This is a genomic window from Pseudomonas boreofloridensis (genome assembly GCF_030580795.1).
Classification (GTDB): domain Bacteria; phylum Pseudomonadota; class Gammaproteobacteria; order Pseudomonadales; family Pseudomonadaceae; genus Aquipseudomonas; species Aquipseudomonas boreofloridensis.
In genome coordinates, this window is record NZ_JAUQOQ010000002.1 from 12,593 (window position 1) to 38,900 (window position 26,308).

Below are 26,308 nucleotides of genomic sequence, written 5' to 3' on the forward strand. Positions count from 1 at the left end.
GCCTTACCCTGACTTCCGATTGAATAACCGCGACCAGAATCCTCGGCGCTCCTCGGGTTGCGCTTCCAGGCTCTGCTGCGCTGGCAGCGGCTCGGGGTGGAGCAACGCTTGGGGATAGTGCTCCTGCCCTAGACATAGCCTGTCGTCGAGTCCAAACGCCTTCACCGCTGCAACTGCCTCCACGCACCAGCGGCCGAAATAGGCTCCCCCCTCAAAGTTTTCATCGCCGTAGCGGTACCAATAAGGGTGCTTGAATGCCGTTGCCTGCTTACCCACACCTGAGCGCGCCCCTGCACCGACTTCGCCATACCAATGTTGAACGAAATCCAATAATGCAGACGCTCGTTGGTCAGGCTGTTCATCGATCGCCTTGAGCAAGCGGGCATAGGGTTTGGGATAAAGCAGCACATCACCTATACGCCGTTGCGGTGAGCGGGAGGCGATGATTCGGTCCAACAGATGGTCTTCGCCCTCATTCCCTACGAGTGTGAGCAATTGCTCCCACTGCTGGTCCGGTATTTCCAGAGCCAATGCCAAGCCGACCAGCCAGAAGCAAACGATGTAGTGGTCGTAATTAACCCGCCAGGCGTTGCGCGTGTACTGCTCATCCTCGTTCCACTGCTCAGCCCCCAGTCGCTTGGAGCGGTCCCAGGCGTCGAGCAAGCCGGGAAAGTAGGCGGTCATTTGCGCCACTGCATTTCCCGCTGAATAGAGTCTCAGCATCTGATGCAAGTGCTTCTGCATCAATGTGAAAAGGTACTGTGGCTCATAGCTGGGGTCGCCAGGAGGGGTATCGACGTTTGCCCTGGCCTTGAGAAGATATTCTTCGCTATAAGCCACCCACTCCTGCCAGTAGTCCTGACCGCCCAAAGGTGACCGCACCATCATTTGCTCCCCAGTAATTTCGACGTGGCGACAGGATCGGGAACGTATCTACCCGCTTTATCCAACACCCCTACACTGACTCTACCGAACGGATCAGTGTGCACAAGCCATTTCTCCACACGCCCTGCCCTCAAGGCGTCGTTGATGCCGTCAGCAACTCGCGCGTTGCCGTTCACGGACTCTAATATGCGGTTGTAGTTCGTGTTACCACCCTGCAACCAACTATCACTCATCTGCATCCCATCACGAGTGTTTTTCAACGTCGAGGCGCCAAACTTATACTCAACGATCAGATAATCCACACCAGGTTTGTTGACCTTGTACAAATCATCAATACCCGTCTGCCCAATGTCTGGTGCGCGACCAATTTTCTGAGCACCCGGGACTGCCTGCTGGATCCGCTCACCCCCCATCAGGTCGCCAATAATACTTTTCTGCGCATTAGTCAGGGAGCGGAAGTCCATGATGGGCGTCCCATTCGGGTTGAATTGCCCACCTTTTGCGAGCAGCTTTTCGAAGCGCCCAAGACCCGCCATGTTTTCCAGGCTATTGGTCGCCAATTTGATGCCGACATTCGCTAGCTTGACTCCACCTTTGGCGACACCACCCACCCCAGTAACAACGCTTCCCACCTGCCACACCAACTCACCCAGGTCACGCCCCAACTCGAAAGCCTTTTCATCCCCGCCCTTCTCCAGCGCCTCGGCCATGCGGTCGATCTTCTGGTCCAGGGCGGCGATCACATCGTCGCCAAACTGCTGGCGCGCTGCCGGATCGTCGATCAATTGCTTCATGCCTTGCAGCCCCTGGATCGGGTGCATGACGAACTGGGCCAGGCCCTTGATATCGTCGAAGCCAGCGCCCACCAGGCCAGCGCCAATACCGCTCTGGGTCAGCAGGTCCTGCTTCTTGCTGATATAGGCCCACTTGCCCAGCACTTGCAGCTCGGCAATACGCCCATCGGCCTCCTTCAACTCCTTCCTGGCCTGCACCAACTGCTGCGTCGCCAACCAGTTGTTATCCACAGCGCCAGAAGCCGCCGCAGTGGCCGTGGCGGCGTCCAGGTTCGAGGTGGCGGCGAGCCCGGTGACCAGGCTGACGATCAGGTTGCGCTTGGCCTCGCGCTCGCGTTCGCTCTCGTTCGGACTGGCTTCGGAGAACAGCCCGGTCAGCAGGCTCGACGCCGCCGCGCCAGCAGCCCCGCTGCCGCAGCTCTGGCTGCTGGCGGCAGCACCGGCGCAGGCCAGGATGCCATGCAGTGCGGCGTGCAGCGGCGTGCCTTCGACCAAGGTGCCCTTGGCCACCAGGTCGCCGATGTAGCCAGCGCCCTGCTGCTGCACGTAGTTGACCACCATGCCCTGGAGGAAGGCGCCGTTGCTGGCGCTGATATTGCCGCTGGCGGCCGCCACCAATGCCGTGGTGATATGCCGGTAGGTGCCGCCGGCGCCCCAGTTGCCGGCGATGCCGTCGGCTTCGTTGCGCAGGTTTTGCGCACGGGTGCGCAAGGCCAGCGCGGCGGTGGGGTCTGCGGCCTTGTCCGCTTGGGCCTCGGCCTCTTCGGCGGCTTTGCGCTTGGCATCGACCTCCTTGGCCTTGTTCGCCAGCAAGGTGCCGGCCTCGTTGGCGAAGGCCTGGACGATCTCGAAGCCCGAGCGGATCTGCTCTTCGTCGAAGATCGGCTTGAGTGCATTGCTGCCGTCACGCTCGCTGGACACCTCGCGGTCCAGGCCCGCCAGGGTCTGCTCGGCGCTCTGACCGCTGCGCTCGCGCTGGGCGGCTTCGTCGGTGATCAGGATCGAAGCGCCGCTGATGCCGCTGCGGGTCACGCTGCTGGCGCTGTCGCTCGCGCTGATGGCGATCGGCAGGCTGGCGCCCAGTTCGCGCTCGTTGGTCGGGATCTCGGTGCCTGGCGTGATGCTGCCACCGGTCTGCACGTTGCCCTGCTGGTCCTTGCCGATCTCGTTGAAGCCGCCGCCGACGTTGAAGGTGCTGGCGTCGTACTCGGCCTTGTTGCGGATATCGCTGCTGGTCAGGCTGCCGGTGACCAGACGGTTGCGGTCCTCGGCCACGGCCTGCTCGCTGCTGGCGATCACCGCGCCCTTGAGGTCGGTGTTGCCGCCCACGCGGACGTCGAACCCACCGTCGCCGGCCTTGATCCCGGACTGCTCGGTGACGCTGGCGAAGTCCGAATCCATGTCGGTGCCGCCGAAGTTGGCGCTGGCCCCGCTGATCGAACTCATGCCCACGCAGAACGGCGGAATGCACAGGCTGACGCCGAAGCCCATGCTCTTCTCGTCGACCTTGAAGGTGTCGGTGTCCTGCAGGCTTTCGATGTTCAGGTCACCGCCGACGTCGGCCATCACTTCCCGCCCGCTGACCACCGCACCGCGCAGGTTGCTGTCGCCACCGGACACCAGGGTGGCGCGGTTGCCCGCCTCGACCACGGCGTTGCGGTGGGTGAGCGTCTCACCGTCGGCCTCGCCACGGTTGCCGTTGACCCCGACGTCCAGGGTGAAGCCGTTACGCGTGCCGCCCAACGACAGGCCGATGCCGACACTGGCGCTGCTGCCCTTGCTGTCGCTGTCCAACTGGCTGGTGTTGCGGGCGGCCAGCAGGTTGATGTCGCCGTCGGCGGCCAGCGTGGCATCGCGACCGGCGCGGATCTCGCTGCCCTGTACCGTGATGTCGCTGTCGGCCCCGGCGCCGGTGGCACGCAGGCGCACGTCGTTGCCCGCCACCACCTTGGAGCCGGCCGCGGTGTCGCTGTGCTGTTCGGTGGTGCTCTGCTGTTTCTTGGTGCCCAGCGACAGGCTGATGTTGACCCCACCCGCCGCGCCCGGATCCTGCGCCACCGCCGTGGCCGCGTTGTTCACCGCCAGCGCGGCCGTGGAAGCGGCCAGCACCTGCATGCGCCCGTCCTCGGTTTTGTTCGCCGCCCGCTGCATCTGCTGGGTGGTCTGGATCGCACTGATCACCGGGTTGGTGATGGTCACGGTGAAGCCGGTCTGCTTGAACAGCGTTTCGCGGGTGCGGTCGGTGGTTTCCCGAGCCTCGGTAATGGCGATCTGCTGAGCCAGGATGTCCACGTCGCCCTTGGGCGCCATGACGTCGCTGCCGACCTGCCGATACTGGCGTCCGGCCTCGATCAGCACATCGCCCTCGGTGCTGCCCACCGTGCTGGCGCGTGCGGTTTCACGGGTGGTGAGGTCCTTGACGCTCTGCTGCTGGGTGCCGATGGTCAGCGCCAGGCCACCGCCGCTGAACAGGCCGCTCTTCTTCACCGATTTGTCATGGCGCTCGCTGCTGCTCTGGCTGGCCGCCTCGACGTCGATATCGCGATCGGCCACCAGCACGGTCTGCTGGGTCGACACCACGTCGCTGCCACGCACCTGGATATCGCGCCCGGCCTGCAGGTAGGTCTGCTCGGCGCTGACGGTGCTGCCCTGGGCCTGGGTCTGGCTGACGGTGTCGCGCAGGGTGGTGGTCTTGCTGGAGAACAGCCCGCTCTTGCCCTTGAACTTGTGGGCTTCGTCGGCGAACTGATACTGCTCGGCGGCGCTCAGGCTGATGTCGCGCCCAGCCTCGGCCATCACCATGCCTTGGTCGCTGGCCACCGTCGCGCCACGCGCGGCGATGTCCTGCCCGGCCTTGATGCGCAGATCGCCGGTACTCTGCACGGTGCTGCCCACTTCGCCGCGACTGGCCTCGTTGCGCCAGTTGCTGGCGTTCCAGCTGATCGCCTGCTGGTGCTGCTCGGCGACGGTGCCCAGGTTGACGTCGCGCCCAGCCTCGAGCTGGCTGACGCCACCAGCACCGGCATTGACCACCTGGGCGCCCAGCAGATTGAGGTCGCGACCGGCGGCCACGCGCATGGCGCCGCCTTCGCCGCTGACGAACAGGCCGGCGACCCGCGAGACATTGCTGCGACTGCCTTGCTCGCTGCTGCTGTCGCGGGTCAGGGAGCGCACGGTGATATCCTGGCCAGCTTCGATCGCCAGGCTGTCGGTGGCGCCGATCAGGCCGCCGAGGTTGTTCAGGTTGTCGCGGGTCTTGAGCGCGACGTTGTTGCCCTGGATGCGCCCTCCGAGGTTGTCGATGTTCTGCGCGGTCAGCGCCACCACGCTGCGCCCGCCCAGGCTGCCGCTGTTGAGCAGGTCGCCGGAGAGGTCCAGACGCAGTTGCTGACCGGCGATCAAGGCGCCGTTGCCGTCGAGATCGCCGTCGCGCACCCGCACGTAGACCTGCGGCACCAGCACCTGGCGCGTCTGGCCGTTGGCCAAGGTGACGTCGCGCGACACCAGCCAGACGATATCGCTGGTCAGTTGGGCCATCTGCTCGGCGGTCAAGGCCACGCCCGGCACCAGGTTCCAGGTGTCGGCGACGGTCACTGCGTTGTCGATCAACGCGCGGTACTGCGCTTCGTCGTTGGCGAAGCCGTCGAGGAAACGTCGCCCGGTGAGCTGGGCGATCTGCTCGCGGATCAGCTTCTGCTCGTAGAAGCCATCGCCCAGGCGCTGCTGGGTCTGCGCCGGATCGACCTGCAGGCGGTCGAGCATGTAGTCCGACGACAGCCAGTTGCGGTAGCTGGTGAAGCGCGGATCGCTCTCGATCAAATAGCCGCGCACGGCATCGGGGTTGGTCTGGAACAGGCTGTTGCTCGGCAGCGCCAGGTTCAGCCCGCCGCTGCGCACCTGGTCGGCGACACCCTGGCCGTCAGCCAGCTTGACCGAGACCACCGCGCCGACACGGTACTGCTCGGCGACCGGGGTATTGACCTCGCCCACCGTGGCCACCTGCTGGCCGACCTGCTGCTGGTCGCGCCCGGCGATCTGCGTGCCGCTGCCGTTGATGGTGGCGTGCTCGCCGTACTCGGTCGGCGTCAGGTCAATGTCCTGGATCAGCGGCGCCGGGCGGTAAGCCGCGACGCTGGTGCCCTGGCGGTCGCGCCCTTTGCGCTGGATGCGGTAGAAGTTGGTGGCCGTACCCGCATCGGTGGTCACCCGCCGACCATCCACTTCGGTGTTGGTCACCTGCGCCGCGCCAGCCTGCAACAGGCCACCGGCGAGGATGCGGCTCTTGTCGTTGAACACCGTATCGCCGCTGAAGGTCAGGTCGCCGCCGGCGAGGATCTGGCCTGGCGCGGAAGTGGCGATGCGGGTCTCGCTGACACTGCGGGTGTAGTCGTAGCGGTTGAAGTTGTCGCGGGTGCCTTCGGGCGTATTGAGGTGGTCCACTTCGTCGTTGTAGACGGAAATCTGGTCCGGCCGGTAGCGAGTCGGCGAGCCGCTGAGCTGGTATTCGCGCAACTGCTCGGTGCTCACCAGTACCTCGGTGGTGCTGAAATGCTCGTTGGTGTTGCGCAGCTCGCCCACCGCCAGGCGCAGGTCGCCCAAGGCTTCGAGGGTGGCACTGGCATTGCTGAGCAGCGTGGCGCGGCCGCTGGCATGGTCGTCGCTGTCCAGCGCACCGCCGATGGCCAGGTCGCCAGCACTGAAGATCAGCGCCTGCTCGCGGTTGTCCAGTTGCTGGCTGCCGATGTCGAGTTGCTCGCGGGCAGCGATGGTAGCCGCGTGATCATTCTCGTCGCGGTTGACCACGCTGCGGCTGGCGATGGCCAGGCGGTCGCCGTACACGCGCCCGGTGCCGAGGTTGAACAGTTCGTCAGCCTGCACGCGCACCTGCTGGCCGTCGATCAGACCACGGTTGGTCAACTGGCCACTGAGGCGCAGATCGACCTGGGTCGCCGACAGCTCGCCCTCGGCGCGGTTGTCCAACTGCGCGGCGCGCAGGCTCAGGGCTTTGCCGGCCAGCAGCTTGCCGCTGTTGTTCAGTTGCCCGCCAACCTCCAGCGCCAGCGTGCCGTTGGCCTGCACCTGACCGGCCAGGGTCAGGTCGCCCTGCTGTTGCAGCAGCAGATCGCCCAGGCTCAACGCCCGGCCGCTGCCGCTGAAATAGGCGGCGTTCATCGCCAGCAGACGCCCAGCGATCAGCGTGCCGCTGCCGTTTTCCAGCCGCAGCCGCGACTGCGCCGCGTCACGGTCGGCCAGGCGCAGTTCGCCGCCCGCCGACACCAGGCCCTTGTCGTTGTCCAGGGTGCCTGCCAGGCCCAGGTCGATGGCCTGATCCGCGCGCAGGGCGCCTTCGCGGTTGTCCAGCGCATCGGCGCGCAGCAGCAGGGATTGCGCTTCGATGCCTTTGTCGGTGACGGCCGTGGCGCGGTTGTCCACCTGGGCGGTCTGCAGGCTGAGCTGCCCGGCGCTGCGCAGCAGGCCGTCGCGGTTGTCGAGAGCGTCGCGCAGCGTCAATTGCAGGTCGCCGCGGGCCTGCATTTTGCCGCCCTGGTTGTCCAACTGCTCGCCCTGCACCTGCACCTGACGCTCGCCGACCACCTCGCCGCGGTTTTCCAGCACGGGGGCGACCAACAGCACATTGCCTTTACCGGCGATGAAACCACGGTCGTTGAGCAAGTGGCCGCTGCGCAGCTCGACCGCATCCTGGCCGACGATGCCTTTGTCGCTGCCGGAATTGGCGTTGTGCAGGGCCTGGCTGCCGGTGTCGATGAACAGGCGACCCCCGGCCTGGATCAGGCCGGCACTGTTGTGCAGTTCGCCACTGCGCACGTCGAGCGTGGCGCCGGCGTCGAGGGTGCCGCCGTCGTTGTCGAAGGTTTGGCGGCGGCTATTGAGCGACAGTTGGCCCGCGCTGAGGGTGCCCTGGCGGTTGTCCACGCCGTTGGCCGCGACCTGGACCAGGCCTGCGGCTTCGATACGGCCGCCCGCGTTCAGCAGGGTGCCGTCGGTGACGTCCAGGCGCACGCTGCCGGCGACCGAGCCCAGGGTGCCCCCGGTGTTGTCCAACTGGCCGGCGATGATCTGCATGGCCTGGGTGGCGGCAATGGTGCCGGCAAGGTTATCCACACGGTCGCTGCGCAGGTCGAGGGTGCCACCTGCGCTGAGGGTGCCGCCGTCGTTGCGCACTACGGTCGCGGCGATGTCCAGGCTGCCGCCTGCGGCCAGCGTGCCGCCGCGATTGTCCAGTTGCGTGGCGTTGCGCACCTGCAAGGCGCCGCCCTGGGTGGCGATCACAGTGGCGTTGCGGGTATCGAGCTGAGGGCTGTCCAGAGTCACCTGGCGGCCCTGGGCCTGGCCCTGGGCGAGCACGGCCTTCTGCGCGCTGATCTGCAGCGCACCATTGCTGGCCAAAGTGCCAGCGGTGCCGTCGATTTCGCGGGCGCGCACGTCCAACTGGCCGCTGCCGGCATGCTCGACCTTGCCCTGGCGGTTGTTCAGGGTGCTGCTGTCGAGGCTGAGGTTGCGCGCGTTGCTGGCGATGCGACCGTCACTGTTGTCGAGGTTGTCGCGGACCTTGATACGGCTGTCGGCACTGCCGGTCTGAACCAACTCCCCGCCCTGGTTGCTCAAGCCGACCGCATCGACCTGCAACTGGCCGACGTTGACCTGCGCACGATCGCTGCGCAGTGTGCCACCCGTGCTGGCCTGCAACGCGCCGGGGCTGTCGAGGGTGCTGTCGCTGAGGTCCAGGTTGCCCTTGTCTGCGCTCAGCGCCAGCGTGGCGCCTTGGGTCTGGCTGTGGCGCAGGTCCACTGTGCCAGCCTTGAGATCGACCGCGCCGCTGGCGTGGTTCTGGCCGTTGGCGGCGATCTGCTGCGCCTGGACCTGCAAGGTGGCGTTGCCGCTGGATACACCTTGCGTATCGACACCGGCCGCCAGCAGGGCGTCGCGGGCGCTGTCGAGCTTGGCCGCCTGGATGCGCACATCGCCTTGGGCCGCCACGGTGCCGGTGTTATCCACAGCCCCGGCCGTGCTCACCTGCACCGCCCCCTTGGCGTAGACGCTGCCGCGGTTATCCACACCGCCGCCGGTGGCCAAACCGGTGTCGGCGGCACTGCTGATGGCACCCTGGTTGACCAGTCGTCCGTCGGCGGTGACGGTCACTTCACCGGCCATGGCGCCGATCTGCCCGGCGTTGCGCACGCCGACGCCCGCTTCGGTGCCCACCAGCTTGATCTTGCCGGCATACATGCCGCCCAGCTCGGCGACGTCGATGGCCACCTCGGGCTTGGCGCTACCGTCATCGGCCAGGGCGTTGGCCTGGCTGTTGTCGGCACTGACCTGGTTGCGACCGGTGGTGACCTTGAGGTCGTTCGCCCAGACCCCGGCGTTGACCTGCACGGTCCGGGCGATCAGGTCGGTGTAGTCGCTGTCGCGGGCATCCAGGCCCTTGCCGGTGATGGTCAGGGTACCGCCTTCGACGCGGTAGCCGACGATGCGCCCGTCTTCGAGCTGGGCGCGGCCAGTGGTCAGGGTGGAGCGGTCGGCGTTGATGAAGCCGCAGCCGTCGCAGGTGATACCGGCCGGGTTGGCGATCACCACCTCGGCGCGTTGTCCGGCCACCTCGACATAGCCGCGCAACTGGCTGGGATTGCTGGCGTTGACCTCGTTGAGGATGACCCGCGCGCTGCCGTTGCCCAGGTAGGGGTTGCCCTCGATCCAGCCACCGAGCTGGGTCTGGGCATTGTTGCCGGCGTTGTTGAGGATGGCGCCGCGCGAGTCCACGTCGAACTGGCTGTACTGGTTGCGCGAGACCCCGGCCGCGCTCGGCGTCTGGATGTTCACCTGCGGCGTGCCGTTAGCGCTTTCGATGATCATCGGCCGTTGCCCGCCGGGCGCGCTGGGGTCGGCGACGATACCGTTGGCCCAGGCCGGCGCCACGCCAAGGCTGATCAGCCCCAGCGCGCCCATCAGCGCGAAGCGCAGGCGGCCGAGGGTGACCACGCACGCCGCGTCGGCGTGACTGGCGGCCTCACGGGTACCCGGCGCCTTGCCCTGGCGGCTGACGTTCTCGGCCACGACCATGAGCAGGCCACGGGCCTTGTTGAAGATGACGCGGTGCAGATGCTTGTTCATGCAAGTCCCTTTGCTGGCGACTCAGGCGCCGGTGGCCAGTGGATGAGCGGCGAACCAGGCGCGAGCCTGTTCGGGGATCACGCCGATGCCGTGAAATGTCTTGATCTTCAAACCGCGCTGCTCGCCCTTGTGATACAGCGCACGGGCGCAGCGGTCGGGAAACACGCGGCTGAGCAGCAGGCGGCTGAGCACCGCCGTGTGGCCAAACGGGGCGATCCAGTCGTTGACCCAGAGGCGCTCGCCGCTGTGCCAGTCGTCCGGGTCCATTTCCACCGGGGAGCGGGTCAGGTAGCGCCGTTCGGCCTCCTCGCTCAGGCTCAGCCACGACAGGTAGAACACGGGTTTGCCGTGCTCGCTGCCGAGCACGAACTGGCGCTGCTTGAGCGCCGGCAGCAGCAGGCTCGACAGGGTGTGCAGCGGCGCATCGCGGTGCGCCTCGGACTGCATCCACAACCAGGTGGCGCAACCCAGCACCGTGGCTTCGTTCCACGGCTCGTCAAAGACGGCCGGGGCGGTGATCTCGAACGTGTCCAGACGCATGGCTTGACCTCAGAACGACAGGGCGACCGTGAAGGCGCTGGTGAAGTGGGCGGTGTCGAAGCCGTCAGGTTTTTTCAGCGGCGTGCCCCATGACCAGTCGTAGGTCAGGTTGCGGTAGCCGCCGCGCACGCCGACCACCGCGCCGGCCAGGCGGCGGCCCACCAGGTAGTCGGCGGCGTTGCCACCCACCTCGCCGTAGTCGATACCGGCGTAGGCTTCCTGGCCGCTGTTGCCCAAGGCCAGGCCCAGTTCGTTGCTCAGGGTCCAGCCACGGTCGCCGGAGAGAATGTTCTCGCCATCGAAGCCGCGCACCGAGTAGCGGGTGCCGATGGTGAAGCGGTCCTGGGGCACCAGTTCGGTACGGTTCCACTGTGCACGCCAGGCGCCGATGTAGCGCAGGCGCTGGTCCTGGACGGTGAACGGCACTTGCAGTTGGGCGTCGGCGAGGATGATCTTGGCGCGCGCGCTGCCATCGCCGAAGGCTTCTTCGGGCGCGGCCAGGGCGCCGTGCGCGCCGGTGCCGCGGCGATAGCTCAGGCCCAGGTCGAGGGTGGAGGCGCCGATGAATTCGCGGTGACCGACACCGGCCTGCCAGCCGGCCATGCGCCGGTGCTGCTGCTCGATCTGCGTGTCGTCGATGAAGTTGTCCGACGAGCGCGTCCACAGGCTGCTCCATAGCGTGGTCTTGCGCACTGCATCGCGGTACACCAGGCGCGACAGGCGCAACTCGTTATTGCGGCTTTCGCCCCGGTAGCTGAAGTTCTGGTTCACGCCCGCGACGGTCTGGTGATAGTCGTATTCGCTGGTAGTGAAGGCCAACTGCCAATAACCGAACGGCACCGAGTAATGCAGGGTGTGGCCCTTGGTGCCCTTGCTGCCGGACTCGCCGCCGCCCAAGTCGTGGTTGAAGCTGGCGTAGAACAGGTCGTTGAGCGACAGCGGGTTGTCCAGCGACAAGGCCACGGCGCCCTGGTACTTGCCGGTGGTCTTGCTGCCGCTGTTGTCCACCGACAGGCTCAGGCGGGCCGGGAAGCGCTGGCGCCAGGCAATGATCACATCGCTTTCACCGGGCTTGGCGTCCTGGGCGCTGGCCGGGGCGATGCGGATGTCGGCATCGGCGGTGGGCACGCGCTTGAAGTTCTCCAGGCCCTGCTCGATGTCGCGCAGGTTGAGCAGGTCGCCCGGCCGGGCCGGCAGCGCGTTCCAGGCATTGGCGCGGCTGCTGGTGGCGGCGTCGAAGCGAATCTGGCCGATGCGTCCGGGCAATAGGGTCAAGACCAGGATGCCGCTGTTGAGGTCCTGGGCTTCGGCGAGCACGCGGGTGGTGACGAAGCCTTTCTCGATGATCGCGTTCTGCACGCGCTTCATGGTCAGGTTCAGACCGCCTGCCCCCAGGCACTGGCCCAGCGCCGGGTCATGCGCGGGATTGGCCGCGCGCAAGGCCCACTGAAACTGCTCGGCGGCGTCGCCGATCAGGCGAATCTGCTGGATGCGAAAGCACGGGGTTTCGTTTTGCGGCAGGCGCCCGGTGGCGCCCTCGGCAGGCGCCGCTTCCAGGCGCACGTCGGGGCGGGTATCGAGTTGCTCGCGCAGCACCCGCTCACGCTCACGCTGGCGCTGCAGTTCTTCTTCGGGACCGGCCGCCAGGGATGTCTGGGTGGCGAGCAGGCCCGCGAGCAATAGCCAGGCGGATGACAGGCAGTGAGCAGCGGTGACGCGCGAGACGCGCGCAACCAACGCCGAACGACGGGCGAGTGGCAGCATGGCACATCCTTGTGGGCCGAAGATCAGGTAAGAAGGGGCGCCGCGCAGGGAAGGAATGAAGCGCGGTCAGCCGAGCGTTGAGACGGAGAATTAGTCGGAAAGTTGCGACCGTTCGTAGGAATAGTCCTACAAAGCACGAATCTGTGAACGGGATCGCGAAACGCACGGCGTATTTCGTCGTGCGTTCATCAGCGCTGGGCGGATCAGGCGGTGGGGGGCGTGTCTGTCTCCTCGCCTGACACCGCTGGCGGTTGCGACGCGGGTTCTGAATCGGTCGCGTGTTCGGTCAGAGGCGCGTCCGGCACGGCCTCAACGGCCAGTGCCGCAGGCGGCTCGCGCAGACGGTTGAGCTCCGGCAGGCCGAGCTTGAGCAGGCGCGCGGTCTTGCTGCTGGCGACCTTGGCGTTGTTCTGCGAAGCCGGCAGGCGCGACAGTTGCCCGGCCAGGTTCATCGCCAGGATCTCCCGCGAATACACACCGCCGCCCAACTGGTAGATGGCGGCGATCAGTTCGCGCAGGTCCAGCGGCAGGCGCCAGCGGGTGCGCAAGGCCGAGCCGAACGGCGCGCCGAATTCGTTGAGCGACAGTTGCACCTGATCTTCGTCCAGCTCGCCCCCGGCCAGCCGCCACTCCTGCAAGGTGCGCAGCACCGCCAGATCGCCCAGGCAATGCAGCAGGCCGGCGCAGTAGCAGCGCTCCGGGTCGAGGTCGAGCTGTTGCGCCAGGGTGCGGCCGTAGTCGGCGGTGCGCAGCGAGAGGTTCCAGAAATGCGCCGCGTGGTGGGTCAGCAGCGGATCGCTCAGGCGCGCGCTGCGTTTGAGGGTCAGCCCCAGCACCAGGTTCATGCTCTGGGTGCTGCCCAATTGGTTGAGCGCCTGAAGCAGCGTCTGCACCGGTTTCTCGCGGTGCAGGGCGGCGCTGTTGGCGGCGGCGATGAGCACGGCGGTGATCTGCGGATCAGTGCGGATGTCTTCCTCCAGCACGCGCAGGTCCAGACCCTGCGGGCTCAGCGCACGCTTGACCGCCGCCTGCACGTCCGCGAGCAGCGGACCGCCGTCGGCGCTGGCGCGGCGTTGCTCGAGGAACGCCGGCAGGCGAGCGCCGGGCTGCAGCGGCGGCACCGGGCAGGCGATCTGCTCGCCCACTTCCAGCAACAGGTTTTCCAGACGCTTGCGCAGGTTGTCCAGGTTCAGCGGCTTGCTCAGGTAGGCGGTAGGGTGCAGCGGCAGCGCTTCCTTGACGCTGGCGCTGTCGTTGCGCTCGCTCATGAGAATGAACGGCAGCGCGGCCTGTTCGCGCCGGCCACGCACCCTGCGCAGCAGATCGAGGCCGTCGAGGCCCACCAGCTCGCGGGCGGCGATGATCAGGTCGGGCTTGCTGGACAAGGCGCTCAGCGCCTGGGAGCCGTCGGCGCAGACTTCCAGGCGCGCGTCGCAGCGCACGCTCAGCAGCATCTCGCGCAGCATGTCGCGAACCCAGGGGTCGCTTTCGGCGATCAGCACGCGCGGTGGAAGGGGATCTGCAGCATTCATGGGCAACTCCTGGCAATCAGTGACGCACGATCCTTCGCAGCTTCCGGAAACATCCTCTGGACACCATAGCGCCACCTGCCGGACTTGGGCATAAAAAAACCCGCCGAAGCGGGTTTTTCCAGCGAAGCCGTGAATTACGCCAGTTCGGCGAAGCACGCTTCGATGATGGCCAGGCCTTTGTCCAGCAGCGCGTCTTCGGCGGTCAGCGGCACCAGGATGCGCAGGACGTTGCCGTAGGTGCCACAGGACAGCAGGATCAGGCCTTTGTCGCGCGCCTTGGCCACGACTTGTGCCACGGCCGCCGCGTTCGGCGTGTGGGTGCCTTTCTCGAACACTTCCACGGCGATCATCGAACCCAGCCCACGGACGTCGCCAATGATCGGGTGCTTCTGCTGGATTTCACGCAGGCCAGCGGTCAGGCGCTCGCCGACGGCCTTGCTGCGCTCCAGCAGTTTCTCTTCCTCGAACACCTGGATGACGGCCAAGGCCGCGGCGCAGGCGATCGGCGAGCCCGCGTAGGTGCCGCCCAGACCGCCTGGGGCGATGGCGTCCATGTACTCGGCCTTGCCGCACACACCGGCCAGCGGGAAGCCGCCAGCGATGGATTTGGCGAAAGTGGTCAGGTCAGGCGCGACGCCCATCTGCTCCATGGCGAAGAAGGTGCCAGTACGGCCAGCGCCGGTCTGCACTTCGTCGGCGATCAGCAGGATGCCGTGCTGGTCGCACAGGGCGCGCAGACGCTGCATCAGCTCTTTCGGCGCCGGCAGGAAACCGCCTTCGCCCTGTACGGGCTCGAGGATGATCGCGGCGATGTCGCGCGGCTCGGCGTCGTTCTTGAAGATGCGCTCGACCGAGGCGATGGCGTCATCGACGCTCACGCCGTGCAGTTCGCTCGGGAACAGGGCGCGGAAGATGCCGCCGGGCATCAGGCCCATGCCAGCCGAGTACGGCACGACCTTGCCGGTCAGGCCCAGGGTCATCATGGTACGGCCGTGGTAGCCGCCGGTGAAGGCGATCACGCCCGCACGGCCGGTGGCGGCGCGGGCGATCTTGACGGCGTTTTCCACGGCTTCGGAGCCGGAGGTGACCAGCAGGGTTTTCTTGGCGAAGTCGCCCGGCACCAGGCTGTTGATCTTCTCGGCCAACTCGACGTAGGGCTCATAGGCCAGCACCTGGAAGCAGGTGTGGCTGACTTTGGTCAGCTGCTCCTGGACGGCTGCGACCACTTTCGGGTGCAGGTGGCCGGTGTTGAGCACTGCGATGCCGCCGGCGAAGTCGATCAGTTCGCGGCCTTCGACGTCGATCACCGTGGAGTTCTTCGCCGACTCGACGAAGATCGGGTGAATCTGGCCAACGCCACGTGGGACGGCGGCGACACGGCGTTGCATCAAGGATTCGTTGGTCTTGCTCATAATGCCCTCATTCGCGCCGAGGCTTACGGCGCTGTTATTCGGGGGTGGCTGGGCGGACGGCGGACAGTATTCGTTGATCGACTGCCGCGCACGCCCTGGCCACCAGGTACTGCGCTGTCAAAAAAACCAGCGGGACGTCGCTCTCGCGCCCCGCTGGCGAGGTAAATCCCTTAGCGCATCAGACGCTGATGCACAGGTATTTGATTTCGAGGTAGTCCTCGATGCCGTACTTGGAACCTTCGCGGCCCAGGCCCGAGGCCTTGATGCCGCCGAACGGCGCGACTTCGTTGGAGATCAGGCCGGTGTTGATGCCGACCATGCCGTATTCCAACGCCTCGGCGACGCGGAACACGCGGCTCATGTCGCGGGCATAGAAGTAGGAGGCCAGGCCGAACTCGGTGTCGTTGGACAGGGCGATGACTTCGGCCTCGTCCTTGAAGCGGAACAGCGGGGCCAGCGGGCCGAAGGTTTCTTCCTTGGCCACGGCCGCGTGCTTGGGCACATCCACCAGAATGGTCGGCTCGAAGAAGTTGCCTTCGATCAGCTTGCCGCCGGACAGCACCTTGGCGCCTTTGGACACGGCGTCTTCAATGTGTTCCTGGACCTTGGCCACGGCCTTGTGGTCGATCAGCGGGCCGGTGGTGGTGCCGTCTTCCAGGCCATTGCCGATCTTGAGCTTGGCGACCGCCGCCTTGAGCTTCTCGGCGAAGGCGTCATACACGCCGTCCTGCACGTAGAGGCGGTTGGCGCAGACGCAGGTCTGACCGTTGTTGCGGTACTTGGAGATGATCGCGCCCTCGACCGCCTTGTCCAGGTCGGCGTCGTCGAACACGATGAACGGGGCGTTGCCACCCAGCTCCAGGGAAACCTTCTTGATGTCCTTGGCGCATTCTTCCATCAGCTGGCGACCGATTTCGGTCGAGCCGGTGAAGGACAGCTTGCGTACCAGGGAGTTGCCGGTCAGCTCGCCGCCGACTTCGCCAGCGCTGCCGGTGACCACGCTCAACACGCCCGCCGGGATGCCGGCGCGGGTGGCCAGTTCGACCAGGGCCAGGGCGGAGTACGGGGTCTGCGAGGCGGGTTTGAGCACCATGGTGCAGCCAGCGGCCAGGGCCGGGCCGGCTTTACGGGTGATCATCGCCGCCGGGAAGTTCCACGGGGTGATGGCGGCGGTGACGCCGATCGGCTGCTTGATGACGATCAGGCGCTTGTCCGGCTGATGGCCAGGAATGGTGTCGCCGTAGACGCGCTTGGCTTCTTCGGCGAACCACTCGATGAACGACGCCGCGTAGGCGATCTCGCCCTTGGCTTCGGCCAGCGGTTTGCCTTGTTCGGTGGTCATCAGGCGGGCCAGGTCGTCCTGGTGCTCGATCATCAGCTCGAACCAGCGACGCAGCTTGGCCGAACGCTCTTTGGCCGTCAGCGCGCGCCAGGCCGGCAGGGCCTTGTCGGCGGCTTCGATGGCGCGGCGGGTTTCCGCAGCGCCCATCTTCGGCACGCTGCCGATGACATCGCCCGTGGCCGGGTTGGTCACCTGGATGGTCTGACCGCTGTCCGCGTCCAGCCACTCACCGTTGATGAAGGCCTGCTGGCGGAACAACTGAGCGTCTTTGAGCTGCATGTCGGCTTCCCTTGACCGCACCGTACACGCACGGCGCGAATGGTTGATTGTGCTTCAGGCGCCGGCTAAGGCGACCGTCATGGATGCTGGCACCCGGTCGAATCGGTGTTCGATATGGGCATCGAGCGTTTGAAATCTCAAACGAATGCTAAGCGGCTGCTGGGGTGTTGGACAATAGCCTGTTCGAAAAAAAGAACGAATGGCCAAATGCGGTGAGTGGCGTCCAGTCGGGAAGTTCACGGGCCGGAGGTGGAGCGACGAGCTTGCCGAGGGCAACACTGCCTGCAGGTTAAACGAGCGGGTTGACGCAAATGTGATAGGCGCGTGAAACGGCCCCTGGAGGGGTGCTTATGGCTACGATTCGGAGATCGTCCTTAATACGGTGAACTCAAACGTTTCATTCAGCTCGATGGCCACCCGGGCGCTGCGGGAAAACCTGCCAGAGATCAAGGCGATGGACGCCATCGACACAGACCGGTATCATGGCGCCCGCGTTGCACTCGTAGCTCAGCTGGATAGAGTACTGCCCTCCGAAGGCAGGGGTCGTGGGTTCGAATCCCGCCGAGTGCGCCATCTCCAAAAGCCCTGGGAATCTCCCGGGGCTTTTTCGTTCCTGCGCCCCCCACCGCGCCCCTCCCCTCACCACGGCCATTGATGGTAGCGTGGGCACGTTCCTACTTTTGCACGTGCCCTTTAAACCTTCGCGAAGGAATGCGCTCGATCATGCCCTTGCCCAAGTTCTCTGCCGCCTCCCTGCTGCTGGCCAGCCTCGCCCTGCTCAGCGTGCCGGCCCACGCCAATCTCAGCCCGCAACAATCCGCCGCCATCCTCAAAGCCTACGACGGCAGCGAGCCGGCCGACTTCAAGCAGTTCATCGGCCAGTTGGCCACGCATGAGCTGGCCAAGACCGATGGGCTCGAACAGACCCTCCAGGCCTATCAGGCCGGCACGTCACTGAATGCCGAGCAGCAAAACGAGATCAACCGTCTGCTGGGCCTCTATACCCGCATCAAGTACGGCAAAGCGGCCACCGAGACGCTGCGCGAGCTGGTCGAGATTCCGACCTTCCAGGTCGAGGGCGTGGCGCAGCACGACAACCCGCAGTTCCACAAGATCGCCGCGAAGATCCAGGCGCTGGCCGAAGGCTTTGGCCTGGCCTTCCGCAACGTCGACAACCGCGTCTACGAAATCACCCTCGGCGAAGGCAAGGAAGTGGTCGGCCTGCACGCCCACGCCGACGTGGTGCCGGTGAACCCGGACAACTGGAAACTGGAAAACGGTACTCGCCTGGACCCGTTCAAGGTCACCCTGGTGGGCGATCGCATGTACGGGCGCGGCACCGAGGACGACAAGAACGGCATCGTCGTCGCGCTGTATGCGTTGAAAGTGGCCAAGGACGAGAAGCTGCCGCTGGCGCGCCAGTTCAAGCTGCTGATCGACACCACCGAAGAAACCTCCGGCGACGCGATTCCTTATTACTTCGCCCACAACGCCACGCCGGACTACAACCTGGCCCTGGACGGCGGCTATCCGGTGGTCATCGCCGAGAAAGGCTACGGCACGGTGATGGCCAGCTTCGCCAAGCGCGCGGGCGAAGGCAAAGGCGCGGAAGTGATCAACCTCACTGGCGGCCTGGCCACCAACCAGATTCCCACCACCTCGGTGGCGACCTTGGTCGGCGACCACCCGGTGGACCTGGCCCGACGCCTGAAAAAGGCCGGCACCGATTATCGCAAGGCCCACGGCAAGGACTTCCGGATCGACAGCGTAGTGTCCGGCAAGCACGTGATCCTGACCGTGACCGGCGTGTCTGCGCACTCTTCCTCGCCGCAGTCGGGGGTCAACCCGGTGGCGCGCATGCTCGACTTCCTCAACGGCCTGGGCGAACGCGTGCCGCTCAAGCGCAACCACTTCACCGACGCTGCGCGCTACGCCGCCGACAACTGGGGCCTGGACTACCTGGGCAGCAAGCTGGGCATCGGCTTCAAGGACGACTTCATGGGGCCGCTGACCGCCTCACCGACGTTCGTTGGCGTGGACGACAAGGGCCTGAAGCTGGCGGTGAACCTGCGCATTCCCAAGGGCAAGTCGATCCAGACCCTCAAGGACGAGCTGGGCAGCAAGCTCGGTGCCTGGTCGAACGACACCCACACCGCCGTGGCCTTCGACTACAGCCTCGACGAGCCGATGTACCGCAACCCCGAAGGCGCGTGGGTGAAGGCGCTGCTCGACGTTGCCAGCCAGAACCTCGGTCTGCCCCATGAGTTCGGCACCTCCGCCGGTGCCACCTCGGTGCATGACCTACCCAATGGTGTGCAGTTCGGTCTGGCCATGCCCGGCGTGAAGTACACCGGTCACAACGACAACGAGTTCAAGACCGTAGAGCAGTTCATGCTCGACCTGCAGGTGGTCAGTGAAATGGTCGCGCGCATCGGGCAGATGCCCACGCTCTAGCGACGCCTGCCGAGGGCTGCCTGCCAGCCCTCGGATTTTTCCCGCCAATGACGTTTTTCAATCGGCTCCATGCCGTTTCCTGCATTGCCCGGCCACGCGCGGTCTTGGATGCTTGAGGCTTTCCAGGACAGCTTTTTTCACTGCCGAGGCCGCCATGAAGAACGTCGAACACATCCTCAAGAGCAAATCCCAGCATCAGACCGTCTACACCATCGGCCCTGACGATTCGGTGCTCGACGCACTCAAGCTCTTGGCGGAAGTGAATATCGGGGCGCTGCCGGTGGTGGAAGGCGATCAGGTGGTGGGCATCGTCAGCGAGCGCGATTATGCGCGCAAGCTGGTGCTCAAAGGCCGCTCGTCGGCGGTCACCCCAGTGCGCGAGATCATGAGCGCGCCGGTGGTCACCGTGGAGCCCAAGCACAACCTGGAATACTGCATGAACCTGATGACCAACCGGCATCTGCGCCACTTGCCGGTGGTGGACAACGGCAAGTTGCTGGGCCTGCTGTCGATCGGTGACCTGGTCAAGGAAACCATCGCCGAGCAGGCCAACCTGATCCTGCAACTGGAGCAGTACATCCGCGGCGAGTGACGCCTCAGGCCTTGGGCTTGTGCAGCGCCTCGTTGAGCTGGTCGATCATGACGATCCAGTCGGAATCGGCGATGTAGTTTTCCTTGAGAAAGGCGCGCTGCGAGTCGCTCCAGAACGGCGCGTCCACCAGTTTGACGTCGTCGTCCAGCGGGGAATGGGTGGTGATGAAGCGGTCGATCTCGACAGGATCGTCATCCAGGCCCAACTGCTTGAAGATTTCCGAGAACTCGTGAGTCGGTGCGTCCATGGTGCGTACCTCCGGGTAGGTCTAAGGGGTGCCTACCTCTAGACAGCTCGCAGGCCGCACTGACTCGATCCGATGCACCTATCCGCTGGAAAAAACGCCGCGCCGCCTACAGAGGCGCGCGGCGCAGGGTCGCGAGGAACGTCGCGGCGCCGATGAACAGCCCGGCGAAGGTGCGGTTCAGGCGCTTCTGCTGCCGGGGCGTGCGCATCAGGCGCAGCACCCGCGAGGCCAGGCCGGTATAACCGGCCATTACCAGCAAATCGACGCTGATCATGGTGACGGTGATGGTCAGGTACTGGGGCAGCAACGGTGCGTGCGGGTCGATGAACTGCGGCAGGACCGCCAGCATGAACACCAGCGCCTTGGGGTTGCTGACGTTGACCAGGAAGCCCCGGAACACCAGGCTCAGCGGCTTGCCGATGGGGCGCACCGCCGAGGGGTCGGTGAGGTCCATCGGCAAGGCCCGCCACTGGCGATAAGCCAGATACACCAGGTAGGCGACGCCGAACCATTTGATCACCTGGAACGCGGTGGCCGAGGCGGCGAGGATGGCGCCCACCCCGGCGGCGATGATGGCGATCTGCACGATCAAGCCCAGTTGCAGGCCCAGCGCGTTCCAGTAGCCGCGCCAGAAACCGTATTGCAGCCCACTGGACATCGAGGCGATCGCCCCGGCGCCCGGCGACAGGCTGATCACCCAGCACGCAGCGAAGAACGCCAACCAGGTCTCCATCGACATCGCACACCTCACTCGCGCTAATGTTGCAAAACGTTAAGCTACGGTCCTGGCCAAAAAAGCACCAGTGGTTTTTGCGCGAATGCCCACGCAGCAGCGCCGCTCAGGACAGCGCTTCGAGCTCCGCCTGCATGCTCTCCAGGGTTTCCAGCGCCAGCATCCACGCTTCTTCCAGCTCGCCTTCACGTTGCTTGAGGCTGCTCTGACGCGCCAGCAACTCGCGCAGCTCGTCCTTGCGCGCCGCCTCGTAAAGTTCGGCATCGCCCAAGGCCGTCTCGATCTGCGCCAGTTGCGTGTGCACCTGGCCCAGTTCGGTTTCCAGCTTGTCGGCCGCTTTCTTGTGCGGCGCCAGTTGCTGACGCAGCGCGGCGGCGGCCTGGCGCTGGGCCTTCTTGTCGGTCTTGTCCGGGTTGACCGGGGTGCTGCTGACCGGCGCGGTGCGCTGGCGATAGTCGATCAACCAGCGGCTGTAGTCGTCCAGGTCGCCGTCGAAAGGCTGGACCTTGCCGTCGGCCACCAGCAGGAAATCATCGGTGGTGCTCTTGAGCAGATGACGGTCGTGGGAGACCACCACCACGGCACCGGCGAACTCCTGCAAGGCCATGGTCAGCGCTAGGCGCATTTCCAGGTCGAGGTGGTTGGTCGGCTCGTCGAGCAGCAGCAGGTTCGGCCGCTCCCAGGCGATCAGCGCCAAGGCCAGCCGGGCTTTTTCGCCACCGGAGAAGTTGAGCACCGGCTCGTCGATGCGATCGCCGCGAAAATCGAAGCCGCCGAGAAAATCGCGCAAGGTCTGCTCGCGCTCGCTCGGCGCCAGACGTTGCAGGTGCAGCAGCGGGCTGGCCTTGTCGTCCAGCGAGTCGAGCTGGTGCTGGGCGAAGTAGCCCACTGCCAGGTTCTCGCCGCGTGCCAGGCGACCGCCCAGCGGCTCCAGCTCGCCAGCCAGGTTCTTGATCAGGGTGGACTTGCCCGCGCCGTTGGGGCCGAGCAGGCCGATGCGCGCGCCGGGAGTGAGCTGCAGCTTGACCTTCTCCAGGATGGTCTTGTCGCCATAGCCCAGCCGGCCTTCGGACAGGTCGAGCAGCGGACTGGAGATTTTCTGCGCTTCGCGGAAGACGAAATCGAATGGCGAATCGACGTGCGCCGCCGACAGTTCCTCCATGCGCTCCAGGGCCTTGATCCGGCTCTGCGCCTGACGTGCCTTGGTGGCCTGGGCCTTGAACCGGGCGATGTACTTTTCCATGTGCGCGCGCTGCGCCTGCTGCTTCTCGTAGGCCTGTTGCTGCTGCGCCAGACGTTCGGCACGGGTGCGTTCGAAGGCGCTGTAGCCGCCTTTGTACAGGTTCAACTTACGCTGCTCGACATGCAGCACGTGGTCGACCACGGCATCGAGGAAGTCGCGGTCGTGGGAGATCAGCAGCAGCGTGCCCGGATAGCCCTTGAGCCAGTCTTCGAGCCAGAGGATGGCATCGAGGTCCAAGTGGTTGGTGGGCTCGTCGAGCAGCAGCAGGTCGGAGGGGCACATCAGCGCCTGGGCCAGGTTCAGGCGCATGCGCCAGCCACCGGAAAAGTCGCCGACGCGGCGATCCATCTGCGCGCTGGTGAAGCCCAGGCCGGCCAGCAGCTTGCGTGCACGGGCGTCGGCGGTGTAGCCGTCGGCGCTGTCCAGTTCGCTGTGCAAACGCGCCAGGGCGGTGCCGTCGTGGGCGTGCTCGGCGGCAGCCAGGTCGGCCTGGACCTTGCGCAGGCGCAGGTCGCCATCGAGCACGTAGTCCACGGCCAGGCGGTCGAGGGTATCGACTTCCTGACGCATGTGGGCGATGCGCCAGTCGGCAGGGATCTGGCAGTCGCCGGCGTCCGGCGACAGCTCGCCGCGCAGCAAAGCGAACAGGCTGGATTTGCCAGCACCGTTGGCGCCGATGAGGCCGGCCTTGTGACCGGTGTGCAGGGTCATCTCGGCGCCTTCTAGCAAGCGCTGCGGACCACGCTGTAAAGTGAGATTGGATAGTCTGATCATGATGGTCGCGGAGTCTATCAGCTTCCGGGTGGCCCACACAGGGCGCTCGATCACTGACGCGAGTCGAACCAATGCACACCGATCTATGGGATCACGCGCGGGCCTTGTATGCCCGGCCAGGCGTCGAGCACGCCTGTCTTGCCTTGCAGTCGCTGGGCGGCGATGTCTGCCTGCTGCTGTGCGCCACCTGGTTGCAAGCGCGGGGCGTGGCGGCAGAGCCGCAGCGGGTGGAGGCGTTGCTGGCGGTCAGCGGGCCGTGGCAACGCGACGTGGTGGCGCCGCTGCGGGCGTTGCGTCAGGCATGGCGCGGGCAGGCGGCGCACGACGCTGCGTTGGCGGCGCTACGCGAACAGGTGAAGAGGTTGGAACTGGAGGCTGAGCGCACCGTGCTGGAGCGCTTGCAGGGCATTACCTGCGGGTGGTCGGCGAGTCCACACGGACACGCCGATGATTGGCTGCAACGGCTGGCGCCGGCGCCGACCCACGACCACGACGCGCTGCATCGATTGCGCGCCGCGGCCGCTGCGCTTCAGGAGGCCGAAGAGGACGACTGAGCGTTGCCGTTGGCCACAGGAGCCGCGGCAGGGGTTGCCGAGTTGGACGACGATGCGGCGGTGTCGGCTGGCTTGGCGGCAGCGGGCTTGGCTGCCGGCTTGGCCGCCGCCGGTTTGCGAGCGACGCGCGCAGCGGCTGGCTTGGCCGCAGGCTTCGCGGTTGCAGGCTTGGCGGTCGAAGCCTTGGCGGCGGCAGGTTTGGCAGCAGCTGGTTTCGCAGCGGTGGGCTTGGCGGCAGCTGCTTTGCTCGGCGCTTTGGCCGCTGCAGGCTTGGCGGCGACGGACTTGGCGGCAGCAGGCTTGGCCGCAGTCGCTTTGGCTGGAGTCGCTTTGGCGGGCGTCGCTTTGGCCGGGGTTTTGGCAGCAGCCGGCTTGGCAGCGGCGGACTTCACCGGAGTTTTCGCAGCAGGCTTGGCAGCAGGTGCCTTGGCCGCCTTGGTGGCGGGAGCCTTCGCTGCTGGCTTGGCTGCAGCCTTGCCAGCCGGCTTAGCGGCAGGTTTGGACGCTGCTTTGGCGGCGGGTTTGGCGGCGGCACGCTGATCCAGCGCCTTGCCGGCCGCCTCGCGGACCTTACCGACGCCCTGCGCCAGTTTGAGGCTGTCCTGGGCATCGCGCTTGAGTTGCTGAATATAGGTGCGCGTTTGGGTCTGACGCTCTTTCAGCGAATCGAGCAGCGTTTCCAATTCACCGATGGCGCCTTGGGCCTTGCCTTGCGCCTTGGCTTTGCCAGCCTGGGCAGCGTCCTGCAACTTCAGACGGGCGTTGTGCAGTTTCTCCTGCGCCTTGCCGCGTTGTTTTTCCAACTTGGCGAGCAGTTTCTCCGCATCCGCCAGCGCTTGCGAGCAAGCCTCTTCCAGATGTTCGAGCAGGCTACCGGAAAGTTGCTGGAGCAGGTGCAACGGCGTACTAACGGGCTTCTTCTTGGCCGACATGGCTTACCTCCTGGCTGACGAGAGTGCGGCTCATACTATGCTTCTGCTGCTAACGCCGCTAGGCCATGTTGACAGTATTCTCGGCGACGCGTTGCATGTTCGGGCACAGTTTGAAACTTGCATCTGCGCCGGTCTGCCGCCGTCGTGTGACTGTTCGATAATGGCGGCCTCCCGGCCACTGGGAAAGACTGACATACTTCGCCCTCAACGCCGCAGGAGTCGCCCGTGCACCGTCTTTCGATATTGCTGCTGAGCGCGCTGGCCTTCTCGGCCGTCGCCGCCACGCCCACGTCGCCGCCCAATGACCAGGACCTGGCCTACAGCCTGGGCGCCAGCCTGGGCGAGCGCCTGCGCCAGGAAATGCCCGACCTGCAACTCGACGCCCTGGTCGAAGGGCTGCGCCAGGCCTATCAAGGTCAACCGCCGCGTATCGACAAGTCACGCATGCAAGCCATCCTGCAACAGCATGAAGAACAGGCGGCAGCGGCCGGCGCACAGGCCCACACCGACCAGTTGCTGGCCGCCGAGAAGCGCTTCATGGCCACCGAGCGCGGGCGCGCCGGCGTGCATGAATTAAGCGAGGGTGTGCTTTACAGCGAACTGGCCAGCGGCAGCGGCGCACAGCCCAAGGCCGGCGGCAGGGTGCAGGTTCGTTATGTCGGGAAGTTGCCGGACGGCTCGGTGTTCGATCAGAGCCAGCAGCCGCAATGGTTCAGCCTGGATTCGGTCATCGCGGGGTGGCAGGTGGCGCTACCGCAGATGAAGACCGGCGCGAAATGGCGAGTAGTGATCCCTTCGGCGCAGGCCTACGGGGCCGACGGGGCGGGCGACCTGATCGCGCCTTACACCCCACTGGTCTTCGAGATCGAACTGCTGGCGGTGGGCGACTGACTCAGGCCTGCACCGCGCCCTCGACCTTGTGCGCGGTGTGCAGCACTTCGATCAGGCAGTCTTCCAGCTCGAAGCGCTCATGCAACAGCCCGCCCAGCTTGCCCAGCTTCTCGGCGAATCGCTCCGGATCGGTGCACTCGCCTTTCTCGCAGTGATCGTTGAACGCCAGGGCGATCTGAGTGCTGTCATCGATGCGCGGGTTGATCTGGGTGGCGAGTTCAAGGCCGCGGGTGTCGCCAAAGGCCTTGGCTTCGCTGACCAGTTGCTCGCTGATCTCGAAGTGCCACGCCGATACATAGTCGACCAGCGCCGCGCAGAAGTCGCGATTCTTGTCCTTGTCGGCGAAGGCAGGCTTGGCGTCACGCAAGGCGTAGAACGCCTGCACCAATTCGTGACGCTCCTTGAGCCAACGGTCGATCAGCTTGTGGACCCCGCCCCACCGTTCCTGGGCGTTCTGGCAACTATCGAGCATGGCAGTCTCTTCCCTAGCTGGGCAGATGCAGCTGCACCCGGCGCCTCGATCGGGCGACACAGCGGTGAAATCAGCGCAACGGCATCGAACCGTGTGATTTAGGTATGTGTGCAGGGCAGATTATTCCCGCACGTGCTGCCCATCAAGGTACGCAGTGGACTAAGTTCATACAAGCGTTCGATAGCCTTGGCCCGAGCCGCTGGTCGTGCGCTTGCCCCAGGTCAACCCTTGCCCGGCATGCGTCGGCGCCACGCCAACAGGTGCCAGCAGGGCAGTGCCGCCAGCGCCAGGAACGCCAGCAAGCTCCATTCTGGAAGGGTGAGGTCGAGGAAGCTCCAACTGATCGACACGCACTCGGAGTTACCAACCAACAAGCGCGCCAGCGCCTGCGCCCAGGAGCGCTGGAAGGTGTGCTCGAACGGTTCGGCCGATACGGTCGGCCACTCGCCCTGTAACCAGACATGCCGGGCGGCCAAAGCCAGGCCGAGAGTGGCCACGACCATTGCTATCGACGCATAGGCGCGGGCGCCTTTGAGCCCCGGTGCGTGCAGGACAGCGCACACACAGATGACGCCGTAGAGCGCTAGCAGCAAACGCTGGCTCAGGCACAGCGGGCACGGCACCAACCCCAGCCAGTTCTCGAGGACGAACGCTGCCGCCAAGGCCAGCACCGAGCCGAGCAAGCCTAAGAAGAACAGAGGGCGCGAGCGAACCTGCGACATGACCGATGCGAAT

General features: G+C 65.7%; 17 protein-coding genes and 1 tRNA gene. 5 read left to right on the forward strand and 13 right to left on the reverse strand.

Features of this window, described 5'->3' with window-relative positions:
• Window positions 1–3: 3 nt before the first annotated feature.
• The 7 genes from Q6A47_RS02270 to gabD all read right to left on the reverse strand — a co-directional run bounded on the left by Q6A47_RS02270 (window position 4) and on the right by gabD (window position 16,681).
• Complete coding sequence (locus Q6A47_RS02270) at window positions 4–885, reverse strand: PoNe immunity protein domain-containing protein (protein ID WP_304482834.1); 882 nt, start codon at window positions 883–885, stop codon at window positions 4–6.
• Window positions 885–9,812 carry a two-partner secretion domain-containing protein gene (locus Q6A47_RS02275; protein WP_304482835.1) on the reverse strand — a complete coding sequence of 2,976 codons (8,928 nt, stop codon included), beginning with the start codon at window positions 9,810–9,812 and terminating at the stop codon, window positions 885–887. The genes Q6A47_RS02270 and Q6A47_RS02275 overlap by 1 nt, the downstream gene beginning before the upstream one ends.
• A 21-nt stretch (window positions 9,813–9,833) precedes the next feature.
• Window positions 9,834–10,352: a toxin-activating lysine-acyltransferase gene (locus Q6A47_RS02280; protein WP_029614153.1), complete on the reverse strand. Its 519-nt coding sequence runs from the start codon at window positions 10,350–10,352 to the stop codon at window positions 9,834–9,836.
• Window positions 10,353–10,361: 9 nt separating this feature from the next.
• Window positions 10,362–12,116, reverse strand: coding sequence for a ShlB/FhaC/HecB family hemolysin secretion/activation protein (locus Q6A47_RS02285; RefSeq protein WP_039581483.1), 1,755 nt, complete (start codon window positions 12,114–12,116; stop codon window positions 10,362–10,364).
• Window positions 12,117–12,319: 203 nt separating this feature from the next.
• Window positions 12,320–13,648: a response regulator gene (locus Q6A47_RS02290; RefSeq protein WP_304482837.1), complete on the reverse strand. Its 1,329-nt coding sequence runs from the start codon at window positions 13,646–13,648 to the stop codon at window positions 12,320–12,322.
• Window positions 13,649–13,782: 134 nt separating this feature from the next.
• Window positions 13,783–15,060 (reverse strand): 4-aminobutyrate--2-oxoglutarate transaminase, encoded by a 1,278-nt coding sequence (gene gabT / locus Q6A47_RS02295; RefSeq protein ID WP_116889714.1) that lies wholly within the window; start codon window positions 15,058–15,060, stop codon window positions 13,783–13,785.
• 178 nt (window positions 15,061–15,238) lie between these two features.
• Window positions 15,239–16,681 (reverse strand): NADP-dependent succinate-semialdehyde dehydrogenase, encoded by a 1,443-nt coding sequence (gene gabD, locus Q6A47_RS02300; protein ID WP_116889716.1) that lies wholly within the window; start codon window positions 16,679–16,681, stop codon window positions 15,239–15,241.
• A gap of 496 nt (window positions 16,682–17,177) precedes the next feature.
• Here gabD and Q6A47_RS02305 point away from each other — a divergent pair.
• The 3 genes from Q6A47_RS02305 (at window position 17,178) to Q6A47_RS02315 (ending at window position 19,727) form a co-directional block, all read left to right on the forward strand.
• Window positions 17,178–17,254: transfer RNA gene (locus Q6A47_RS02305), tRNA-Arg, on the forward strand.
• A 150-nt stretch (window positions 17,255–17,404) separates the two neighbouring features.
• Complete coding sequence (locus tag Q6A47_RS02310) at window positions 17,405–19,135, forward strand: dipeptidase (protein ID WP_029612569.1); 1,731 nt, start codon at window positions 17,405–17,407, stop codon at window positions 19,133–19,135.
• A 154-nt stretch (window positions 19,136–19,289) separates the two neighbouring features.
• Window positions 19,290–19,727, forward strand: coding sequence for a CBS domain-containing protein (locus Q6A47_RS02315; RefSeq protein ID WP_029612567.1), 438 nt, complete (start codon window positions 19,290–19,292; stop codon window positions 19,725–19,727).
• Between the two features lie 4 nt (window positions 19,728–19,731).
• On the opposite strand, the gene Q6A47_RS02320 is transcribed toward Q6A47_RS02315, so the two are convergent.
• The 3 genes from Q6A47_RS02320 to Q6A47_RS02330 all read right to left on the reverse strand — a co-directional run bounded on the left by Q6A47_RS02320 (window position 19,732) and on the right by Q6A47_RS02330 (window position 22,724).
• A complete protein-coding gene (locus tag Q6A47_RS02320) occupies window positions 19,732–19,974 on the reverse strand; it encodes a DUF2789 domain-containing protein (RefSeq protein ID WP_029612566.1) in 243 nt (80 codons plus the stop codon).
• Window positions 19,975–20,080: 106 nt separating this feature from the next.
• Window positions 20,081–20,713: a LysE family transporter gene (locus Q6A47_RS02325; protein ID WP_295481251.1), complete on the reverse strand. Its 633-nt coding sequence runs from the start codon at window positions 20,711–20,713 to the stop codon at window positions 20,081–20,083.
• A gap of 100 nt (window positions 20,714–20,813) precedes the next feature.
• Window positions 20,814–22,724 (reverse strand): ATP-binding cassette domain-containing protein, encoded by a 1,911-nt coding sequence (locus tag Q6A47_RS02330; RefSeq protein WP_039583299.1) that lies wholly within the window; start codon window positions 22,722–22,724, stop codon window positions 20,814–20,816.
• Window positions 22,725–22,795: 71 nt separating this feature from the next.
• On the opposite strand from Q6A47_RS02330, the gene Q6A47_RS02335 reads away from it, so the two are divergent.
• The gene (locus Q6A47_RS02335; protein ID WP_304482841.1) at window positions 22,796–23,278 is read left to right on the forward strand and encodes a TIGR02444 family protein; all 483 of its coding nucleotides are present in this window, start codon (window positions 22,796–22,798) and stop codon (window positions 23,276–23,278) included.
• Here Q6A47_RS02335 and Q6A47_RS02340 read toward each other — a convergent pair.
• Window positions 23,254–24,210 carry an AlgP family protein gene (locus Q6A47_RS02340; protein WP_304482842.1) on the reverse strand — a complete coding sequence of 319 codons (957 nt, stop codon included), beginning with the start codon at window positions 24,208–24,210 and terminating at the stop codon, window positions 23,254–23,256. The two genes, Q6A47_RS02335 and Q6A47_RS02340, sit on opposite strands and share 25 nt — an antisense overlap.
• A 246-nt stretch (window positions 24,211–24,456) precedes the next feature.
• Between Q6A47_RS02340 and Q6A47_RS02345 the strand changes: the two genes are divergently transcribed.
• On the forward strand, window positions 24,457–25,101 hold the full coding sequence (locus tag Q6A47_RS02345) for an FKBP-type peptidyl-prolyl cis-trans isomerase (protein WP_369811411.1): 645 nt from the start codon (window positions 24,457–24,459) through the stop codon (window positions 25,099–25,101).
• Window position 25,102: 1 nt separating this feature from the next.
• Here the strand turns inward: Q6A47_RS02345 and rsd are convergent, their stop codons facing one another.
• Both rsd and Q6A47_RS02355 read right to left on the reverse strand, forming a co-directional pair.
• Window positions 25,103–25,573: a sigma D regulator gene (rsd, locus tag Q6A47_RS02350; protein ID WP_295481254.1), complete on the reverse strand. Its 471-nt coding sequence runs from the start codon at window positions 25,571–25,573 to the stop codon at window positions 25,103–25,105.
• A 221-nt stretch (window positions 25,574–25,794) separates the two neighbouring features.
• Window positions 25,795–26,295, reverse strand: a complete 501-nt coding sequence (locus Q6A47_RS02355; protein ID WP_304482844.1) for a disulfide bond formation protein B — start codon at window positions 26,293–26,295, stop codon at window positions 25,795–25,797.
• Between the last annotated feature and the right edge of the window lie 13 nt (window positions 26,296–26,308).

What these genes read in the sequence shown, in the direction of transcription:
- Q6A47_RS02325 (WP_295481251.1), bottom strand. Translation starts at nt 20,713, where the DNA reads ATGTCGATGGAGACCTGGTTGGCGTTCTTCGCTGCGTGCTGGGTGATC.
- gabT (WP_116889714.1), bottom strand. Translation starts at nt 15,060, where the DNA reads ATGAGCAAGACCAACGAATCCTTGATGCAACGCCGTGTCGCCGCCGTC.
- Q6A47_RS02290 (WP_304482837.1), bottom strand. Translation starts at nt 13,648, where the DNA reads ATGAATGCTGCAGATCCCCTTCCACCGCGCGTGCTGATCGCCGAAAGC.
- Q6A47_RS02330 (WP_039583299.1), bottom strand. Translation starts at nt 22,724, where the DNA reads ATGATCAGACTATCCAATCTCACTTTACAGCGTGGTCCGCAGCGCTTG.
- Q6A47_RS02310 (WP_029612569.1), top strand. Translation starts at nt 17,405, where the DNA reads ATGCCCTTGCCCAAGTTCTCTGCCGCCTCCCTGCTGCTGGCCAGCCTC.
- Q6A47_RS02285 (WP_039581483.1), bottom strand. Translation starts at nt 12,116, where the DNA reads ATGCTGCCACTCGCCCGTCGTTCGGCGTTGGTTGCGCGCGTCTCGCGC.
- Q6A47_RS02320 (WP_029612566.1), bottom strand. Translation starts at nt 19,974, where the DNA reads ATGGACGCACCGACTCACGAGTTCTCGGAAATCTTCAAGCAGTTGGGC.
- Q6A47_RS02270 (WP_304482834.1), bottom strand. Translation starts at nt 885, where the DNA reads ATGGTGCGGTCACCTTTGGGCGGTCAGGACTACTGGCAGGAGTGGGTG.
- Q6A47_RS02315 (WP_029612567.1), top strand. Translation starts at nt 19,290, where the DNA reads ATGAAGAACGTCGAACACATCCTCAAGAGCAAATCCCAGCATCAGACC.
- rsd (WP_295481254.1), bottom strand. Translation starts at nt 25,573, where the DNA reads ATGCTCGATAGTTGCCAGAACGCCCAGGAACGGTGGGGCGGGGTCCAC.
- Q6A47_RS02335 (WP_304482841.1), top strand. Translation starts at nt 22,796, where the DNA reads ATGCACACCGATCTATGGGATCACGCGCGGGCCTTGTATGCCCGGCCA.
- Q6A47_RS02355 (WP_304482844.1), bottom strand. Translation starts at nt 26,295, where the DNA reads ATGTCGCAGGTTCGCTCGCGCCCTCTGTTCTTCTTAGGCTTGCTCGGC.
- Q6A47_RS02280 (WP_029614153.1), bottom strand. Translation starts at nt 10,352, where the DNA reads ATGCGTCTGGACACGTTCGAGATCACCGCCCCGGCCGTCTTTGACGAG.
- gabD (WP_116889716.1), bottom strand. Translation starts at nt 16,681, where the DNA reads ATGCAGCTCAAAGACGCTCAGTTGTTCCGCCAGCAGGCCTTCATCAAC.
- Q6A47_RS02340 (WP_304482842.1), bottom strand. Translation starts at nt 24,210, where the DNA reads ATGTCGGCCAAGAAGAAGCCCGTTAGTACGCCGTTGCACCTGCTCCAG.
- Q6A47_RS02275 (WP_304482835.1), bottom strand. Translation starts at nt 9,812, where the DNA reads ATGAACAAGCATCTGCACCGCGTCATCTTCAACAAGGCCCGTGGCCTG.